Origin of the sequence: Nitrospira sp., assembly GCA_029194665.1 — a bacterium.
In the GTDB taxonomy this organism is placed as follows: domain Bacteria; phylum Nitrospirota; class Nitrospiria; order Nitrospirales; family Nitrospiraceae; genus Nitrospira_D.
Window position 1 is genome coordinate 104,059 of sequence record JARFXO010000003.1, and the last position, 18,366, is coordinate 122,424.

Sequence of the window (18,366 nt, forward strand, 5' to 3'; positions counted from 1 at the left end):
GGTCATTATTCTAGGTTCGTTTCATTCTTTCGTATTCCAAATGGTATCGAACATGAGTCAAGTCCACGTTCTGGTTGTCGATGACGATCCTGCCGTGCGTGATGTGCTGCGGGAAGCCCTAATCCAGGAAGAGTATAACGTCTCCACTGCCGAGGACGGTGCGACGGCCATTCAGGCGGCCAAGAATTCGGTGGTTCACGTCGTGATCACGGATTTTCAGCTGCCTGATATCGATGGGCTCGAGATCATCGATCGCCTTGCGAAACTGGACGCGAAGATCATTCCCATCATGATGACCGGATTCGGCACGATTGAAACAGCGGTCCGTGCCATGAAGTCCGGCGCGTTCGACTTCATTACCAAGCCGTTTGATCTTGAAGCCGTGGCGGTCGTGGTTCGGAAGGCGACGGAGTTCCTTCGCCTTCGGCAGGAAAACCACCTCTTGCGGAAAGCTGTCCGTGATCAATATCGGTTGGAACAGCTGGTGGGCGCCAGCGAGCCCATCCAACAAGTGATGGAGTTCGTTCGAAAAGTTGCCGACAGCGACAGTACGGTCATGATTCAAGGCGAGAGCGGCACCGGTAAGGAGTTGGTGGCTCGCATGCTCCACTTCAATAGTCTGCGAAAGGATCGTCCCCTGGTCCCGGTGAATTGCGGCGCCATTCCGGAAAACCTGCTGGAGTCGGAACTCTTCGGGCACGAAAAAGGCGCGTTCACGGGAGCCACTCATGCGCGGATGGGCCGTTTTGAACTGGCAAATGGAGGCACCATCTTTCTCGATGAAATCGGCGAAATGAGCCTGCCGTTGCAAGTGAAGCTCCTGCGGGTGTTACAAGAACGGGAATTCGAACGAGTAGGGGGAAATCGGACGATTCATGTGGATGTGCGTATCGTCGCCGCGACCAATCAGGATTTGGAAATGTTGGTCGAGGAAAAGCGATTTCGTAAGGACCTGTTCTATCGGCTCAATGTGATTCCCATCATCATCCCTCCTCTTCGAGAACGCCGGAGCGATATTCCGCTCTTGATCGACCACTTTCTGACTCGATTTAATCAAAGCAAGCACACCGAGGTTTCCGGCCCTGCAGCCGACGCCCTCCAGCTATTGACCGAATACGATTGGCCCGGCAACATTCGAGAGTTAGAGAACATGGTCGAGCGGTTGGTCGTGCTCAAAAAACACGGAGTTCTTTCTCTTGGAGATCTCCCCGAGAAAATCAGCCGGAGGCCGCCGGGCCCCGAACTTACGGAGCAGTTCATCCGGTTCAGCGAGGACGGCATCAACCTTTCCAGAGAAGTTGAGCAGTACGAAAAACATCTCATCATGGAAGCCTTGCGCAAAGCCAACGGTGTCACCTCGCGAGCAGCGCAACTGCTCCATCTGAACCGGACGACATTGGTTGAAAAACTTAAGCGTAAGGGTGTGGATCCACGATCCAATCTAGACACCATCCCATTATGGCCGCGGCCTTCTAGTCAAAAGATTGACGACCTATCACCTTAGCCGACGCCAATCCTGACAGGGGCCATTCAGGCTCGCGGTTTCTCTCGATAACTCTCCTGATTTATTGCAAGTTTCCTGGACCGGTACAAGGCATGAGCCTTGCTGAGCCCCTATGGCCGTGTATCGATGCTGTTTACGATATCGTCCATTTCTGTTCTCACTGGCCGCCTGGATGTCGTTCTTCTCTCCGACCGTCGGGGAGGCCCCTTCCCATTCTCCTCTCAACACCTCGATCGCGGCAGCCACCGAACGAACGACATCAAACCGGAATCCAGTAACTGGTGAACGGCTCGCCCAACCGCTGCCGGATGACGGGCCTCGTCAGGAGGGCCTATCTTCTGGGATCGACGGTCTGGCTTGGCAAGAAGGCTGGTCAGCGTACAAGAAGAACGCATGGCCGGAGGCGCAACGATTCTTTGAGAAGATCGTAAAGGAACATCCTGAAAGTCCGCTCGTCCCATCGGCGAAAGCCTTCCTGGTCGAACTCTTGTTGCGTGAGGGTGGATCGAGACAATCCCGGTTCGAGGCGATCGTGGAGTACAAAAAGCTCCTCCGGGACCATCCGCAATCGTCAAATGCTAGGAGGGCGGGATGGCGGATCGCGGATTTGCATTTTGAGCAAGGCGTGTTCCAAGAGGCCCAAGCGCTTTACGAACAAGCTATGGCCCATTCCGTCACGGTTCCCTTCGATAGGAATCGAGCGTTGTTGGGTCTTGGGTACACGTTCATGGCCATGGGGAAATGGAGCGAGGCCGAGCACGCGTTTGTCGACGTTCGAAAAGGAAGTGAAGACGAACTGTTGCTCCAAGGAGCGACGTTGGGGTTGGCCCATGCGCTGTTCAGAGAGCAACGATTTTCCGAGGCGCAACCGATCTTCGATATCGGCTATCGACGGTGGCCGCATCTGCTGAGAGGCGATCCGTTGTCTCTTCAGCGGTATGCCCTCACGCAGGCGAACCTGCATCACGCGGCTTCCGCTCGAGAGCTCATGTTGCTCTTCTACGATCTCTATCCTCGCCATGACTATGCGCCTGCGGCTCTGCTGCATGTGGCAGAGGGATTGAGAGCGAGTGGCAAACAGCCGCTTGCTGAGTTCGTCTATGCTCTGATTCCCTCGCTCTATCCGACCAGCGCGTTGGAGACGACGGCCAAACTCCGGCTCGCTGCGCTTCGTGCGGAGAACATGTTGCCGGCCGGCAGCAATTCGCTCGGGCTCACGGTCGGCGCCATGATTCATGATGTGCCGCTTCCGGACCAGACCGACGCCTCCTACCGATCGCTGCTCGAAGAGATCGCGACTCGAGAAGTCGGTAATGCGATGGGAAGCGAGGCCCTGTATTACCTCGGCAAAGAATACGAAGGTACAGGCGACATGAATCGAGCGCTTCACACCTACAAGGAGATCACGCTTCGAGCCCCCAACAAGAACGAGCCATGGTCCTTGAAAGCTTCGGAGCGCCTGTCTGCCCTGCTGACACCGTGGGTCGAGGCGGCGATCGCATCGCGAGACGATCTGACGGTCGTCAGTCTGTTTCATAGGCACGGGGCAATGGCCGAGCAACGCTATGCGCGTTCTCCTCTGTTGCTTGACATAGCGGAATCTCATCGACGATTGGGATTCTCGCCGGAGGCGGTACGGCTGTACCAGTCAGTCATTAAATCGCACAGCGAGTCGGCATTGGTCGAATCTGTCTTGATCGGACTTGGAAAGATCTATCTGGATCAGCGGGATCCTCAAGCCGCCAGAAAAGTGCTGGAGCGATACCGGTTTCAGTTCCCTCTCGGAAAGTACGAAGGTGAAGCGGTGTATCTCCTGATCGATACCATGCGGCAACAGCGGGATCTGCAAGGGCTTCTCCATCTGTGCCGGACATGGCTCCTGCGTCATCCCGTTCATCCTGAACGACCAGCCATGTATATCCAGTTGGCCAAGACGCTGGGCGAACTGGAAAAACTCGATGAGTCCGCACTGGCCTACGAAGAGGCGTTCAGAGCCGGCGCAGCGCCATCGTCCGATGTGCTCATATCCTATGCGGATACCTTGTCGCGAGTGAATCAGCATGAGCGGGCCATCGCCGCCTATCAAGGAGTGTTGGAAAAGAAACCGAACGTGTCTCAAGCCGATTGGGCGCGGCTGCAAACCGCCCAACATTGGACGGCGTTAAAACAATACGACCGCGCCACCGTCGCTCTGGCCGAGCTCAATGTCACGGACGATCCGATGCTGAACCGACTGTCGTCGTTCCTTCAAGCGAGTTTGCGGACGGCCGGTCGTTCAGGGAGATCAGAGGGGCTATGACGAATGCCGTGGCTGGACATCCGGAGGAACGTGAACTGCTGCACGCCGCCTTCAGAAGTTTTGATGAGGCTTCTCAAACGTTGCAGCAGTCGTACAGCGCGCTCACGGCACGCGTGGAACAGATGGATCTGGAGTTGGCACGGAGTAACGAAGCGCTTCGTCGGCAGCTCGGCGACAACGAGGCCATGCGCCTGCATCTGGATGGGGTTCTTGAGTCCTTGTCGACAGGGGTGTTGGTGGTGGACGATGGCGAGACGATCAGTCGCAGCAACCGCGCCGCCGAGACGTTACTGGGCGCCAGGGACATCGAACTTCGGAACCGTCGTGCGACGGATGTATTGGCCGAGGCGGGTCTCGGTCTGCGCGATCGGCCGCAACGCATCGGACAGACTATCGTCTCCATTAGCCGGGTTCCGCTCCGCAACGATTCCTCAGATCGCTCCGGCCACCTCATTCTGTTTCAGGACATCACCCGCATCTATCAGCTTGAGGAGCAGCTACAGCGCAAAGAACGGCTTGCAGCCATGGGAGAGCTGATCGGTCGGATCGCCCACGAGATCAGGAATCCCTTGGGCAGTGTGGAGCTTTTCGCGTCGATGCTGCAGCGCGATCTGGCCGAACAGTCGTCCGCCAAACGTTATGCCCTACAGATCTCGGAGGCCGTTCAGTCGATGGATCGTTTGCTGGGCAATCTCTTACTGTACACCAGACCCGTTCGCATGGTTCGTGATTGGCACTTGGCTGAGCCATTGATCGGCGAATCGATCAAGTTGGCCGCCCATGCACTCACCCGAGTGCCGGTTGACATCCGAGTGGATATGGGCCGGAACGTCCATTCGATCTGGTGTCACGACGGACAGCTGAAGCAAGTTCTCGTGAACCTGATCGTCAATGCGGTTCAGGCGATGCCGAATGGAGGTGTCTTGGAGATCAGTCTTTCCCAAGAACCGCCGGAGACGCTTGGCACGTCCGCCGTTCGGCTGACCGTGCGTGATTCAGGCATGGGTATCGACCCGGCCCATCGCTCGCGCATATTCGATCCATTCTTTACGACGAAAGCGGAGGGAACCGGTCTTGGCCTGGCGATTGTGTATTCGATTGTCGAAGCACACCAAGGACGGATCGATGTCGAGAGCAGGGTCGGGCGAGGCACTGCATGCTCGATCATTCTCCCTCATCCTTCGATGGGCGGAGATCCACATGAGGTGCAAGTCCGAATGGGGAGCGAGCCTGAATCCAGCGACGCTCTCCCAAGCGCGCATGAGGTAATGTGAGCGGAGGAATGGTCTCATGAATGACCGGGAGAAGAGTAGCCCTCTTTCTGAAGGTGGTGACGAGAACGAGCGCATTCTCATCGTCGATGACGACCCATCGATGCGAACCGCACTCATGGAGACGGTCAAGCGGCTCGGCTATTCGGTGCAAGGAGCGGTTGATGGAATGGACGCCATCGAACGGCTTGTCCATTTTCGTCCCTGGCTGGTGCTGACCGACCTCCGGATGCCGCGTCTGAACGGGCTTGAATTGATCAAGGAGGTCAGGGCGCGTGCTCCTCAAGCCACGATCGTTCTGATGACGGCTTATGGGGCCATAGAAACCGCCGTCGAGGCCATGAAGCTGGGTGCCGGCGAGTATCTCTTGAAACCGTTCTCAATGGACGTGCTGGAGCGAGTCATCGCAAATCTCAAATCGGGACGAGAAGAAGGAACCGTCGCTGGTCACTCGCCCAATCCCCTGGACAACAGGGCTCTTCTAACCCAAGACCCAGGCATGATCCGGCTCATCAGCACCATCGAAGGGGTGGCATCTAGTCAGGCCACCGTACTGATTCAGGGGGAGAGCGGCACAGGAAAAGAGCTGCTGGCCAGGTTTATCCATAATCGGAGTCCGCGAGCCCATCGCCCGTTCATTGCGGTCAATTGTGCGGCGTTGCCTGATGGATTGCTCGAGAGCGAACTGTTCGGCCACGAGCGCGGTGCGTTCACCGGCGCGTTGATCAGAAAAATCGGCAAGTTTGAGATGGCTCATACCGGGACATTGCTCCTGGACGAAATCAGTGAAATGAACTTGAGCCTCCAAGCCAAGTTGTTGCGCGTGCTGCAGGAACGTGAGGTCGATCGGATTGGGGGCCGCGACCCGGTTTCAATCAATATTCGCGTGATCGCGACGACCAATCGGGCGCTCTTTCGAGAAGTCGAGCAAGGACGTTTTCGTGAGGACCTGTACTATCGTCTCAACGTCTTTCCGGTCACGGTTCCCCCGCTGCGTGAACGGACGATCGACATTCCATTGCTCGCGCGGCATTTTGTGAGCCAGGCGGCCCTGAGAAATGGTCTGGCGCAACCGGCTCTGTCAGAAAGCGCGACTGCTCACTTGCAACGGTTGATGTGGAAAGGAAACGTCCGTGAACTGGAGAATGTCATGGAACGGGCCGTGTTGCTGGCAGGGTCTGGTCCGATCCTTCCCGAACACTGTCCTGCTGAACAAAGCGGAGAAACGCCGGTCCAGTCTGTCCGTCCGCAACAGCCGGTGAACGGATCCCTGTGGGAAATGGAGAGGGAGTTGATTTTTAAGACGCTGGCACGAGTGAAGGACAATCGTACCCACGCGGCGAAGGAGCTGGGCATCAGCATTCGTACGTTACGAAATAAACTGCGAGAGTATCGGGAGACTGAACGACCATTGTCTATCACTGCGCCGTGAACGAGGCAAGAATTGCCGGTCGGCAAGTTCTTACTACGGACGGTAATGGCCAGGGGAGGGCAGGCGAGTGGAGCGAAAACCGATGGGGATGACCAGTGGCAGCGATCATGGCCGTCACCTCAGTGCTCCAACAGGCATTATGGTTGCAAGGGTATAACGACGTTGGTGGAAAGGAGCATGGGGTCATGACGATTTTTGATCGAACGATGCGGCTCTTGGAGCGAACACTTGATCTTCGCAGCGCACGACAACGAGTGATCGCTTCGAACTTGGCCAACGAAGAAACACCGGGCTACCGCGCATCGGAATTGACCTTTATGGATCAATTACAGGCGGCCCGCAAGGGACGTCTGCCGATCGTCATGGCTGCGACGCAGTCTGGACATTTCGGCGCTCGTGGGCCGCAGGGTGTTCAGGCAGTCACGGGGAAACTCAGTGAAGTCCCCGCCGGCGATCTCCCGCTCGACGCAAACTCCGTGAATCTCGAGTTGGAGATGGCCAAATTGTCCGAGAACGCCATGCAGTACAACGCAGCTGCGACGATACTGGCCAAGAAGTTCAACGGATTACTGAGTGCCATACGAGATGCGAGATAACACCTAGCCGTTCAGCTTGCCCTGTCGGCAAGCCGGCTGACAGCCGACCAAGGAGGCCTACCATGGAAATGTCCGACAGTCTGGCCGTATCGGTTTCCGGTTTGGATGCCCAACGGCGACGACTCAATGTGATCGCCAGCAATCTTGCGAATGCCCAATCGACCAAGACGCCGACTGGTGGTCCGTATAAACGACGGGATGTCGTCTTTCGTTCGACCTCGGTCCCAGGCTCATTTCAACAGGCGTTTCGCAAAGTCGCGATCGGACCGGCGGCGCATGCGCTCGAAGGGGTCTCCGTCGCACGAGTGGTGGAAGATTCCAAGCCTGGACAGCTGATTTATGATCCCCATCATCCGGACGCCGATCCCAAAGGGTTCGTGCGGCTTCCCAACGTGAATGTCATGGAAGAGATGGTGAACATGATCGGCGCTTCGCGCGCGTACGAAGCCAATGTCCAGGCGATCAATGCGACACGCGCCATGTGGAACAAGGCGCTCGAGATTGGGAGGTGATGATGAGTCAGATATACGGTCCGACATCCGGTGTCGCTCCCATTCCCGATGTGGCTCATGGCGTCGGGTCAGCCGGGACAGCCGGCGCCTCCGGATTCGTGGATACGCTCAAGTCCGCGATCGGAAAGGTCAACGACACGCAGCTGGAAGCCGGCCGAGCGGTGGAAGCCCTCATGACGGGTGACACGCAGGACATTCACCGGACGATGGTGGCGTTGCAGCAGGCAGACGTGTCTTTCCAGTTGATGATGCAAATCAGGAACAAACTGGTGGCGGCTTATGAAGAAATTCAACGGATGCAGGTCTAACAGGATGCTGAAAAAGCCCGCCAGCAGCGTTCTCGCATCGCTCAGAGGCTCAACGTACCGAAGCGTACGCCTCGCCTCTTCGCTCGCTGCGGCCTTGCTGAACGGCCTTTTTGAGCATCCTGAAATTATTCTGGCGTTAGCACTGCAGCCTGCGAGTCGATCAGGCGCGATGAAGGAGAGTGGCTAGAATGTTCTCCAAGTTCTCCATTAATCAGCGGATGATCATCCTCATCGCTCTGGCGGGATCGGTGGCTGGTCTCATCGCGCTGGCGCTATGGACGCAGCAACCAGACATGCAGGTGTTGTTCACGAATCTCAGCAGCGAAGACGCGGCCGCCATCATCGATAAGCTGAAGGAGACGAAGGTGCCGTACGAAACAACGGGCGGTGGATCGACGGTGTTGGTTCCGAGCGCTCAGGTCCATGACCTACGACTGCAACTGGCGAGCCAAGGGCTTCCCCACGGAGGAGGAGTCGGGTTTGAGATTTTTGATCGGACGTCGATTGGCATGTCCGAATTCGTCCAGAAGCTCAACTATCGGCGCGCGTTACAGGGCGAGTTGGCCAGAACGATCGCACAGCTGCCGGAAGTCGAACGGGCGCGTGTTCATCTGGCGATTCCGGAACGGCGGCTTTTCGCCCACGAGCAGGAAAAAGCCCGCGCGTCCGTGATCCTGTCCCTGCGCAACGGACAACAGTTGACTCAGTCGCAGGTGCAAGGGGTCATCCATCTGGTGTCCAGCAGTGTGGAGGGTCTACAGGCCCGCGAGGTGACCGTGGTGGATGGGCACGGCCGTATGTTGTCGACGACCCTGACGGACGAAACCTCCGGGTTGACCAATGCACAGCTCGACTATCAGCGCAGCGTCGAAAAGGACGTGGAAACGCGTATCCAATCGATGGTGGAGCGGATCGTGGGCGTCAACAAGGCCGTGGTGCGCGTGTCCAGCCGGGTGGATTTTCGAAAGGTCGAGACGACGGAGGAACGGTACGATCCGAACAGCCAGGTGGTGAGGAGCGAACAGCGAGGGCAGGAAAAGGCCAACGGCACCAACGGCGTCGGCGGCGGCGTGCCGGGTGTGCAGTCGAACGTGCCGCCGGGAACGGATCAGGAGCCGGCGCAAACCAGCTCAAGCAACAGTCACACGAAAAATGAAACGGTCAACTACGAGATCAGTCGAACCGTTTCAAAAATCGTCGAGCCGGTGGGCGTCATTAAACAATTGTCCGTGGCCGTGCTGGTCGATGGGATATATGAAGCAGCCAAAATCAGTGATGGACAGTCGACGGATGCGCCGGCTGCCGCGCGCAAATACACCCCACGTTCGGAAGAAGATTTGAAAAGGATCGAGGAGATCGTCAAGAAAGCGATGGGCTTTTCGTCCGAGCGGCAAGATCAGGTTCAAGTCGTCAACGTTCAATTCGGAGCGGAACCGGACGAGGTGCAGAGTACGACGTCAGAAGCCATGGCGGAAGGCTCCAAGTCATGGTTGCCCTATCTCCGCTATGCGGTCGGAATCCTTCTGTTTGCAGTGATTCTCTTGTTCGTTGTCCGCCCGTTGTTGACGATGTTGGGTTCGACGACGGCGCAGACGCAGGCCGAAGCCTCGACCGCTTCGCTGCCCGGCGCGGTCGGGACGGCGGAGGCCTCATTGGCCGGCGGACCTGACCGGGCGCAGATCATCGACATGGCGAGAAAGAATCCGGACACGACCGCCGTGGTTGTGAAGCAATGGCTGAAAAACCCCACCTAGCGCATCACCATGCCGAAGAACCTGACGGGTGAGCAGAAGGCGGCCATCCTTCTTCGTGCCATCGGAGAAGAAGCGGCCGCCCAGGTCATGAAACAACTTGACCCCAAAGAAATCAAGCGGCTGGGAAGTTTTATGAGCGGCACGGCCCACATTTCACGAGATGAGGAAGATGCGGTCATCTCGGATTTTCGGACCGCCAGTGCGTCCGGTGAGGTTCAGTTTCAGGGAAAAGAGTTCATCAAGATCGTCCTCATTAAGGCGTTGGGTCCGGAAAAGGCGGCGCGGATCATCGAATCGATGACCCGAAAAAGTTATCCGGGGCTGGAGGCGCTGAAATGGGTCGATGTGAAAACGCTTGTCCAAATGCTGAAGGTCGAGCATGCGCAAACGGCGGCGGTCATTCTCGCGCATCTTGAAAGTGATCAAGCAGGGAAAGTGCTCGCAGGGCTTCCGGAATCGATGCGCGGAGACGTGGCGCTTCGGCTTGCCACCATGGAGGAGGTGCAGCCTGACATCCTGGAAGAACTGAGCCAAAGCATGCAGGAGACGTTGCTGGGGAGTAAGGGCGCTGGTTCACAGAGCATCGGCGGGCCTGAGGTGATGGCCGATATTCTCACAAGGATGGATAAGGCCAACGAGGGCGGCATTATGGTCAAGATTGCGGAGAAGAGCCAGCCGTTGGCGGACGCGATCCGGGCGCTCATGTTCGTTTTCGACGACCTGGTGAAGGTCGATGATCGCGGCCTACAGGAATTGATGAAAGAAATCAGCAAGGACGACCTTCCATTGGCTCTCCGCGGCGCCAATCCGGAGGTGAAGGAGAAATTCTTCAAGAACATGTCGAGTCGTGCGGCGGACATGTTGAAAGAAGATATGGAGGCCAAGGGGCCGGTCAGGGTGTCCGATATCGAGAAAGCCCAACAGAATATCCTGAAAGTCTGCCGAAAACTCGAGGAAGAAGGTCGTATCGTCATCGCAGGCGCCGGAGAGGAGATGCTGTAGTGACGGGGATGACCATCCCAACGTCGGCTGTTCCTGATAGACGCGCTCCGCGACGTCAGGGAACGGTTTTGGTCGTTGATGATGACGAGGGGATTCGGAGTTTGTTCCTCGATCTGTTTCGGCCGGAAGGCGTCCCAATTCGGGTCGTGGGTTCGGGACAAGAGGCGCTCTTGATGGTGAAGCAGATGGTTCCCGCCCTGCTGATTATCGATGTCTTACTCCCGGGCCAAGATGGAATTGCAGTTCTGGAACAGGCACAGCTGATCGACAGTCGCATGATGGGGATCGTGATGACCGGGGCAGCCTCGGTCGAACTGGCGATCCGGGCGATGCGGGCCGGCGCCGTCGATTTCTTGATGAAACCGTTTCACCAAGACGCTGTGCTGGCTACTGTGCGCCGTGCGCTGGAACTCCATCGGCTGCGCAACGAGAGTACGGTGTTGAAGCATGCCGCCGTCCGGTCCGGCGGGGTACGGCTGCAGAGCGTACCATTCCAGACATTCGGGGATGACGGCGCGCCCCGAAGGGATGACGATCAGATGGAATATGAGCGTGGGCTGACAGAGGGCCGGCGACATTCCGAAGCGCAGCGTCAGCAAGATCTCGCTGTCGTGATCGAGGCCGTCAGAAAGTTTGACGCTGCTCGATCCGCGCTTCGAGAGACGGTCGAGGAGGAAATCATCGCGCTCGCGATTCAGGTTGCGTCCAAAGTACTTCATGAGTCGGCCGAGTCCTGTCGCGAGCAGATCGTGACGCAGGTCAAGACGGCACTAAGCGCTGTGCAAGAGGCGGATGGCGTGGTGATACAAGTGCATCCGGCAGACGCGACCATACTTGAGGAGGTTCGGGCGGAGCTGACAGGAGGGCAGAATGTTGCAGTGAAGCTTACCATCGAGCCGGTGGCTTCCCTCCAACGAGGCAGCTGTCTTTTGCACAGCGCAACGCGATTGGTTGATGCCTCCCTTGATACGCAGTTGTTCCGTTTGGGCGATGCCTTGAGGAACAGGGTTCATCATGAGTCTTAGTAAACGGATCGAGTGCGTCGACCCCATCGAAGTGTCCGGAAGAGTGGCTCAAGCGGTTGGGATCGTCGTGGAAGGGTATGGGCCCATGACGACTGTCGGAGAGCTTTGCCGAATCACGAGGGAGGTGGCTGGAGGGCCGATTCCTGCCGAAGTGGTGGGATTTCGCGGAGACCGTGTCCTCCTCATGCCGCTGGGCGACATGCAAGGGATCGGGCCGGGAAGTCGAATTACCATGTCCGGACAAGTGGCCGATCTCGCCGTCGGACCGGGCTTGTTGGGGAGAGTGCTGGACGGCTGTGGAAATCCGATGGATGGGAAAGGGGCGCTGATAGCCGCTGAGCGCTACCCCCTGTATGCAGCGGCACCGAACCCGTTACAACGACCTCGTCTATGCGCTCCGCTTGATCTGGGAGTCCGTGCGATCAATGGATTTCTGACCTGTGGTCGTGGCCAGAAGATGGGCATCTTTTCCGGTTCCGGGGTCGGGAAAAGTGTGCTGCTGGGGATGATCAGCCGGTACACGAAAGCGGATGTCAATGTCATCGCCCTCATCGGAGAGCGGGGCCGTGAGGTCAACGAATTTCTTGAGCGCGACCTGGGTGCCGAGGTCCTCGGACGTTCAGTGGTGGTGGTGGCGACCTCCGATCAAGCGCCGCTCATACGGTTGCGAGCGGCGTTGGTGGCGACGACCATTGCGGAATACTTCCGTGATGTGGGGAAACAGGTCTTGTTGCTGATGGATTCACTGACCCGACTTGCCTATAGTCAGAGGGAGGTTGGTTTGGCGATCGGGGAACCTCCGACGACCAAGGGCTATACCCCCTCTGTATTTACTCTCTTGCCGAAACTCTTGGAACGGGTCGGGACCGGACCAGGTCCAGGAACCATTACCGGACTCTATACAGTGCTCGTCGATGGTGATGACCTCACCGATCCCATCGCCGATGCCGCTCGCTCGATCTTGGACGGCCATATTGTCTTGTCGCGCACATTGGCCGGGCGCAATCACTTCCCTGCGATCGATCTCCTCCAGAGTACCAGTCGTGTGATGCGGGATCTCGTCGGACGGACCCACTACGATGCCGCCAGGACAGTCCTCGAATTGGTGGCGAGGTACCGCGAATCTGAAGACCTGGTTTTGCTGGGAGCCTACAAGCCGGGGATGAACGCCGCGCTCGACCGTGCGGTACAAGCACAGAACGCGATCAATGGTTATTTGCGGCAGGACATCGACCAACCGGCCGGCCTGCCTTCATCGGTGCAGCAACTTGAGACGCTGGCGAAAGAGGCAGCATGAGCCTCGAGTCCTTGCGGAAGCTGCGTGCTCGGACCGTCGAGCGTCTGATGTTGGAATTGGCGCAGGTCACCCGCACCCTGGCCCAAAGCGAGGAACGGTGTCGTGACATCGAAGCCCAGATTCAGAAGGATGTCGTCATCTATGACCGGCAATCAGCGCAAGGGCTGACGATCGAAGCCTGGCTGGAATGGCAGGGGCGTCTAGATTCGCAACAGGCAACGCTACGGCGGGTACGTTGCAAGATCGACCAAGCCGTCGAAGCGTGGCAGCAGACCAAGGCGCTTCTTGTCGAAGCCAGCCAGGAACGCAGGTTACTTGATGCTGTCGCCGACAAACGCCGCGAAGTGCAGCGAGCCGAGGCAGAGCGTCAGGAACAGCGGACCACGGATGAAGGGGCGAGTCGTCGGTATTCCGTTCTAAAAGCGAGCAACTCATGAGGGCAGGATCCATCAAGGGCTGGACGCAGTATTTCCGTCTCGGCGGCCTTGGGCTGGCGGCGAGAACGGTGCCGGGGATAAACCGGCATGCCCAGCTTTGGACGATGATTGCTGGGATTGTCGGTTCGACGATGCTTTTTTGGATCATGGTGCAACTGGGACAAGCCTCCTCCGAACCGAAATACAAGACACAACCGGTGACGATGAATGAACTGAAGCAGAGGGCGCCTCCACAATCGCAGGATGCGGAGGGCCCAAGCGCAGAATCCGACGACAATGATATCAAGCTGTTTGCCCCGCCTGCGACGCAAGGACCGGCGATCGATGCTCCGCGTGAAGTACTCGAGATGCTGGACCAGCGCAAACGCGATCTTGACCGGCGCGAGCAATTGATTCGCCAGAACGAAGAACGGCTCATGATCGTAAGGGGGCAGGTTGAGGAACTGCTGGATCAGAACGAAGCGTTGGAGAAGCGGATGCAGGACGTACAGGCGAAAGAGGACGGGCCACGAGCCAAGGAGAAAGAACGTGTGATCCAGGAGCAACGGGCTCGGCTCGCAAAAATGTACGAATCCATGCCGTCCGAGGACGCCGCCTCGCGCCTCGAACGGATGCCGGATCGGAAAGCGATCGAAATCCTCAGACTGGTGAAAGCCAAGACCGCCGGGGCGATCCTCGCTCAGGTCAAAACCGACCGGGCCGCGAAACTCACGGAGCAGTTGCTGGCCCAAACGCCGTAGTGACTAGCGAACAAGGTGTTTGCTGATGTATTGAGTGGCAAGATCGAATCTGCTGTCCGGCATCATGCACGATTCAAGATCCGGCCCTAACTTGTCCGACCCGTATGTACTCCTCCTATCGGTTCAACAAAAAGCGCGTCTATCACATAAAGCAGAAGCTAGGACTGCTGGATATCGATATCGCGTCTGTGTCGATATTTGTGAATCATTGATTTCAGTCCTGTTCCCAAACTATGATTGCGCCACTCGTTGCTGGACTCCCAAGAAAAGCGGGAAGCCCATCCCTGTGACCTTGCGAGCTTTGCGGCCAGGTGATTTTGGCGGCCATTCGAGTGAAGGACAGCCGCTGGCGGCTCGGTATTGCCGGGTCATGCGCCACCGAGGTCACCATCACACACCGACGGCGTGGCCGTCACGGCAAGGTCGCAGGCGTGTACACGTACCCGATCGGCGCAAAGCCCACGAGCGAGTAGCGTTCTTGGTTCCGCTTGATGTCGCGCTCGGCATTGCCGACCGCGAAGTAGTGGTCGTGCGTGTCGGCGCTGCCTGCGTTGTGCGTGCCCTTCCGCAGGTGCCACAGCGGCTGCATGTTGGGCTGCTGCGTCGTCGAGATGTACCCGATGATCCCCGCGCCGAGCGCGAACGGCTCCTTCGTGCTCGGGTTCGGGCAACCGCCGTTCGTCGACAGCCAGTGTTGGTGGTAATTGCGCCTCCAGTCGACGCAACGGTACAGCGGGACGTAGCCGTCACTCGGGTACAACGACAGCTCGAACTTCTCGTACCTCGGATACTGGCCGAGCCCGCTCGTCGAGACCTCGAACCGATCGGTCGTATACAGCGTGCGCCACTGACCGAACACGCGGCCTTCAGTCTCATGGACGCCGATCCACACGTTGCCGCCGCTGCGACGTGTCATCGCGTGGCTGGTCCCTGCAGACTGGCGACACGAGCCATCGAGGCAGAACGACAGATCACGGATGCGCCCACCGGAGATCGTCAGCTGCGAGAGCGTGACCGGCTGGCCGTCGAGCGTCGTGCCGGTGAACACGACCTCGTGATCGGCTGAGAGGCCCTGACGTGCGAGTCGTCCGGTGACGTAGAACGCTGCCGCCGTGCCGCGCGCCGCATTGACCGGGTGCTGGACCCACCACATCGTGCCATCGGGAGCGACCACGTTGCCGGTCATCACGGACACCTGAGTACGTCCGTCGCCCTGCGTGAGCACGACGCGGAACGCGTCACCGAGGCCATTTGACACGACGTTCTTGTGAACGTTGGACGTGTTGTCGTAGACGATCGCGCCCTGGTCCTTCACGGTGACGCGCACGTCGACATCCCTTCCCCTGTTCATCAACGCGATCCGGCAGACTCGCACCTCGTTCTGATTGTCGAGCGAGCGCGCGAAGAAGCAGCCCGTCCCCGGCGCGCCGTTGTTGCGCGGACCCGCGCCGTGCGTGATCGACGTCGTCGACGGGAACACCTCCCACGCCATGCTCGACGAGCTCGTGACGTCCTGGAACGCCTCGGCGTAGCCGGTCTTGTCGGGCGCGACCTCGGTGATGCCGACGTCGGTCAGCCGGTCCGGCTGCGTGTAGCGGATCGCGGTGTCGAAGAAGATCCGGCCGCCCTGCTCGCGCAGCAGCGACGGGTCCCACTGCTGCGGCATCGAGAAGATCGCGTCGTGGGCCTGGAACGACGGCCGATCGACTGCCGACGGCACGTAGCTCGGGTTGCGCAGCGCCTCGTCCTCGATGAAGTTCCACGGGTAGTCGGTCATCACCATCTGGTAGCCGAGCTGGAGCACCGACTGCTGGCTGATCTTGCCGATGTCGTCGGAGTTACCCGCCGGCACCGCGCCGATCATGTGCGCCGCGCCCGACCGAGCCACGCCACCGTGCGCGAGGAAGTCCGCGAGCCCGGGCTTGCTGCCGTCCTCGACCTGCCAGAACACCTCGTTCGCGCGACGGGTCGCGCACGTGCCGGTGCAGTTGTCGGTCGTGTCGTCGTTGTGATCGAGGATGCTGCGCAGCGGGAACGCGGCGCGGTTGAGGATGCCGCCGCCCTCGTCGGTGTAGCTGCGATACGATTCGTCGTTGCGGTAGTAGTTGCCGATCACGTTGACGATGTACCGGCCGCGGAGCTCGTCCGTCGTCGGCCAGCCGTAGTCGTGCGCGCAGTCGCGCAGCGAGTAGCCCGGCGGGCAGCGCTCGAGGAACTCGCGCGGCGTGTAGATCTTCGAGCCGAGCCGCTCCCACAGCACGCGATCGAGATCCTCGGCGTGATGGTCCTGTCCGCCAAGGTTGCCGAACAGCGGCAGCGCGACCTCCTTGAATTCGACGATGAAGTTGATCGGATCGTGGTTCGGCAGCACGTAGTCGATGCGCCGCATCAGCTCGAGGCAGTCCTCGAGCGAGTAGCAGGTCGAGTTATCCTGGTTGTCGGTGTGATAGACGTCGAACTCGCCGGGGTGGCCGATCTTGTAGTGGATGTCGATCTCGAACCCGCGCGTGTGCTCGAACAGCGCCTGGTCGAGTATGCGCTGCTGCGGCCCCGCCGCGAAGGCGTCCGCCTTGGCCGTCGACGCATTCACCCAGTACGAGTTGTGCGTCGCCTTGCGGAACACCTGGTTGTAGCGCGGCGGGCCGCCCGTCACGTTGACGTAGTGGCGCTGGTCGCCGCCGACCGCGAACAGGTAGAGCCCGTTGTTGTGGACGACCGCCGCGTCTGCGGTCGCGACCGTGCCACCGCCGGGCACCGCAGTCCACCCGCTCCAGCTCGTCCCGTCGAACGCATTGACGTAATGGCCATGGTCACCAAGGCCGGTTGCGAACAGGTACAGCTGACCGTTGTACACCACGACGGAATCCGATGTGCCCGTCGTGCCACCTCCGGGCACCGCGTGCCAGCCGCTCCACGTCGCACCGTCGAAGCGGTTCATGTAGTGCGCGTAATCGTTGATTCCGATCCCGAACAGGTAGAGAATGTTCTTGTAGACGGTCGCCGTATCGGGAAGCACGGTCGTGCCGCCGCCTGGGACCACGTTCCACCCGCTCCACGCCGCGCCGTCGAACGTATTGACGTAGTGGCGGTGATCATTGATCCCGATCCCAAACAGATACAGCTTGTTGCCGAATGCGACGGCGGCATCAGGCAGCAACGTGGTCCCGCCACCGGGCACCGCGGTCCAGCCACTCCACGCCGCACCGTCGAACGTATTGACGTAGTGGCGGTGATCATTGATCCCGATCCCAAACAGATACAGCTTGTTGCCGAATGCGACGGCGGCATCAGGCAGCAGCGTGGTCCCGCCACCGGGCACCGCGGTCCAGCCACTCCACGCGTTGCCGGTCAGCACGTTCATGTAATGGTGGTGGTCACCGATCCCGATCCCGAACAGGTACAGCTTGTTGCCGAAGCTCACGGCCGTGTCCGCGACAGCCGTCGTGCCGTTGCCTGGCACCTCGTGCCATCCGCCGAACGGCAACACGTTCACCTCGCCGTTGCAGTCCGGCAGCTTCGCGCACCGCTGCCAGCACTGCTTCAGGACATTGGGATCGTCGTCGTCAAGGCAGCCCGCGCGGCAGGCGGCCTTCTCGGCTGTGGTCGCACAATCGGGCACACGCGTGACGAGCGGCTGAGGCTGCTGCTTGTCGTCGTCGATGAGGCCCACGTGGGTCGAGTCATCGGTCTGGTCGATCTGGAAGTACGTCCCGATCAGGAGCGGGAGCACCAGCCCCTCGATCTTGCCGGAAGGGATGGTGACGTATTCCTGCGGCTTGGCGCCGAGCGCGGAGCGCGCGGTGGCGGGGGGCGGTGGCGTGGTCGCTTGCCCGCAGCCGACGAGCAAGACGGTACACAGCACGGTTCGTGACAGAGTTTTCATACGGCCTCCTCGCGTGTTCGACTCATGGCTAGGCCGCAGGAATGTGCCTCAGCCTCCGCGGAAGGCAGCGCCTGAAACCGTCGTTATCGCAGTAGTAACCGGCATTGGCGGCGCTGCCCCAGCAGGTGTGGCCTCGTCCCTCCGACTGGATGCATGTCCTTTCGTTGGTGGTGATTGCTCACCGTGGACAGTTGACACTCAGAACATTGCTCACCGGTTTGCAAGAACAAGACTTGATTAAATGAAAACGCCTACACTCTACTTTATTTTAAGTCGGGCTGAACTTTATCGGGCAATTCAGCCGTT

14 protein-coding genes are annotated in these 18,366 nt (G+C 59.1%); 13 read left to right on the top strand and 1 reads right to left on the bottom strand.

What is annotated here, in order from left to right; genetic code table 11:
• Positions 1–52: 52 nt before the first annotated feature.
• The 13 genes from P0119_09920 (at position 53) to P0119_09980 (ending at position 14,177) form a co-directional block, all read left to right on the top strand.
• Entirely contained in the window at positions 53–1,504 is a 1,452-nt protein-coding gene (locus tag P0119_09920) for a sigma-54 dependent transcriptional regulator (GenBank protein MDF0666368.1), read from the top strand.
• Between the two features lie 112 nt (positions 1,505–1,616).
• Positions 1,617–3,803, top strand: coding sequence for a tetratricopeptide repeat protein (locus P0119_09925; protein ID MDF0666369.1), 2,187 nt, complete (start codon positions 1,617–1,619; stop codon positions 3,801–3,803).
• A complete protein-coding gene (locus tag P0119_09930; protein MDF0666370.1) occupies positions 3,800–5,077 on the top strand; it encodes an ATP-binding protein in 1,278 nt (425 codons plus the stop codon). The genes P0119_09925 and P0119_09930 overlap by 4 nt, the downstream gene beginning before the upstream one ends.
• Positions 5,078–5,093: 16 nt before the next feature.
• Positions 5,094–6,506, top strand: a complete 1,413-nt coding sequence (locus P0119_09935; GenBank protein MDF0666371.1) for a sigma-54 dependent transcriptional regulator — start codon at positions 5,094–5,096, stop codon at positions 6,504–6,506.
• A 95-nt stretch (positions 6,507–6,601) separates the two neighbouring features.
• A complete protein-coding gene (flgB, locus tag P0119_09940; protein MDF0666372.1) occupies positions 6,602–7,102 on the top strand; it encodes a flagellar basal body rod protein FlgB in 501 nt (166 codons plus the stop codon).
• Positions 7,103–7,164: 62 nt separating this feature from the next.
• Entirely contained in the window at positions 7,165–7,614 is a 450-nt protein-coding gene (flgC, locus tag P0119_09945) for a flagellar basal body rod protein FlgC (protein ID MDF0666373.1), read from the top strand.
• Complete coding sequence (gene fliE / locus P0119_09950) at positions 7,614–7,922, top strand: flagellar hook-basal body complex protein FliE (protein ID MDF0666374.1); 309 nt, start codon at positions 7,614–7,616, stop codon at positions 7,920–7,922. The genes flgC and fliE overlap by 1 nt, the downstream gene beginning before the upstream one ends.
• A gap of 188 nt (positions 7,923–8,110) precedes the next feature.
• Positions 8,111–9,676, top strand: coding sequence for a flagellar basal-body MS-ring/collar protein FliF (fliF, locus tag P0119_09955; GenBank protein ID MDF0666375.1), 1,566 nt, complete (start codon positions 8,111–8,113; stop codon positions 9,674–9,676).
• A gap of 9 nt (positions 9,677–9,685) precedes the next feature.
• Positions 9,686–10,678: a flagellar motor switch protein FliG gene (fliG, locus tag P0119_09960; GenBank protein MDF0666376.1), complete on the top strand. Its 993-nt coding sequence runs from the start codon at positions 9,686–9,688 to the stop codon at positions 10,676–10,678.
• A gap of 8 nt (positions 10,679–10,686) precedes the next feature.
• Positions 10,687–11,703, top strand: a complete 1,017-nt coding sequence (locus tag P0119_09965; protein MDF0666377.1) for a response regulator — start codon at positions 10,687–10,689, stop codon at positions 11,701–11,703.
• Positions 11,693–13,000 (top strand): FliI/YscN family ATPase, encoded by a 1,308-nt coding sequence (locus P0119_09970; GenBank protein ID MDF0666378.1) that lies wholly within the window; start codon positions 11,693–11,695, stop codon positions 12,998–13,000. Before P0119_09965 ends, P0119_09970 begins: the two co-directional genes overlap by 11 nt.
• Complete coding sequence (locus P0119_09975; GenBank protein ID MDF0666379.1) at positions 12,997–13,437, top strand: flagellar FliJ family protein; 441 nt, start codon at positions 12,997–12,999, stop codon at positions 13,435–13,437. Before P0119_09970 ends, P0119_09975 begins: the two co-directional genes overlap by 4 nt.
• A complete protein-coding gene (locus tag P0119_09980) occupies positions 13,434–14,177 on the top strand; it encodes a hypothetical protein (protein ID MDF0666380.1) in 744 nt (247 codons plus the stop codon). Before P0119_09975 ends, P0119_09980 begins: the two co-directional genes overlap by 4 nt.
• 412 nt (positions 14,178–14,589) lie before the next feature.
• On the opposite strand, the gene P0119_09985 is transcribed toward P0119_09980, so the two are convergent.
• The gene (locus P0119_09985) at positions 14,590–18,060 is read right to left on the bottom strand and encodes a hypothetical protein (protein ID MDF0666381.1); all 3,471 of its coding nucleotides are present in this window, start codon (positions 18,058–18,060) and stop codon (positions 14,590–14,592) included.
• Positions 18,061–18,366 lie beyond the last annotated feature (306 nt).

Coding starts and splice junctions, on each gene's coding strand:
- P0119_09920 (MDF0666368.1), top strand. CDS start 53: ATGAGTCAAGTCCACGTTCTGGTTGTCGATGACGATCCTGCCGTGCGT.
- P0119_09925 (MDF0666369.1), top strand. CDS start 1,617: ATGGCCGTGTATCGATGCTGTTTACGATATCGTCCATTTCTGTTCTCA.
- P0119_09930 (MDF0666370.1), top strand. CDS start 3,800: ATGACGAATGCCGTGGCTGGACATCCGGAGGAACGTGAACTGCTGCAC.
- P0119_09935 (MDF0666371.1), top strand. CDS start 5,094: ATGAATGACCGGGAGAAGAGTAGCCCTCTTTCTGAAGGTGGTGACGAG.
- flgC (MDF0666373.1), top strand. CDS start 7,165: ATGGAAATGTCCGACAGTCTGGCCGTATCGGTTTCCGGTTTGGATGCC.
- fliE (MDF0666374.1), top strand. CDS start 7,614: ATGATGAGTCAGATATACGGTCCGACATCCGGTGTCGCTCCCATTCCC.
- fliF (MDF0666375.1), top strand. CDS start 8,111: ATGTTCTCCAAGTTCTCCATTAATCAGCGGATGATCATCCTCATCGCT.
- fliG (MDF0666376.1), top strand. CDS start 9,686: ATGCCGAAGAACCTGACGGGTGAGCAGAAGGCGGCCATCCTTCTTCGT.
- P0119_09965 (MDF0666377.1), top strand. CDS start 10,687: ATGACCATCCCAACGTCGGCTGTTCCTGATAGACGCGCTCCGCGACGT.
- P0119_09970 (MDF0666378.1), top strand. CDS start 11,693: ATGAGTCTTAGTAAACGGATCGAGTGCGTCGACCCCATCGAAGTGTCC.
- P0119_09975 (MDF0666379.1), top strand. CDS start 12,997: ATGAGCCTCGAGTCCTTGCGGAAGCTGCGTGCTCGGACCGTCGAGCGT.
- P0119_09980 (MDF0666380.1), top strand. CDS start 13,434: ATGAGGGCAGGATCCATCAAGGGCTGGACGCAGTATTTCCGTCTCGGC.
- P0119_09985 (MDF0666381.1), bottom strand. CDS start 18,060: ATGAAAACTCTGTCACGAACCGTGCTGTGTACCGTCTTGCTCGTCGGC.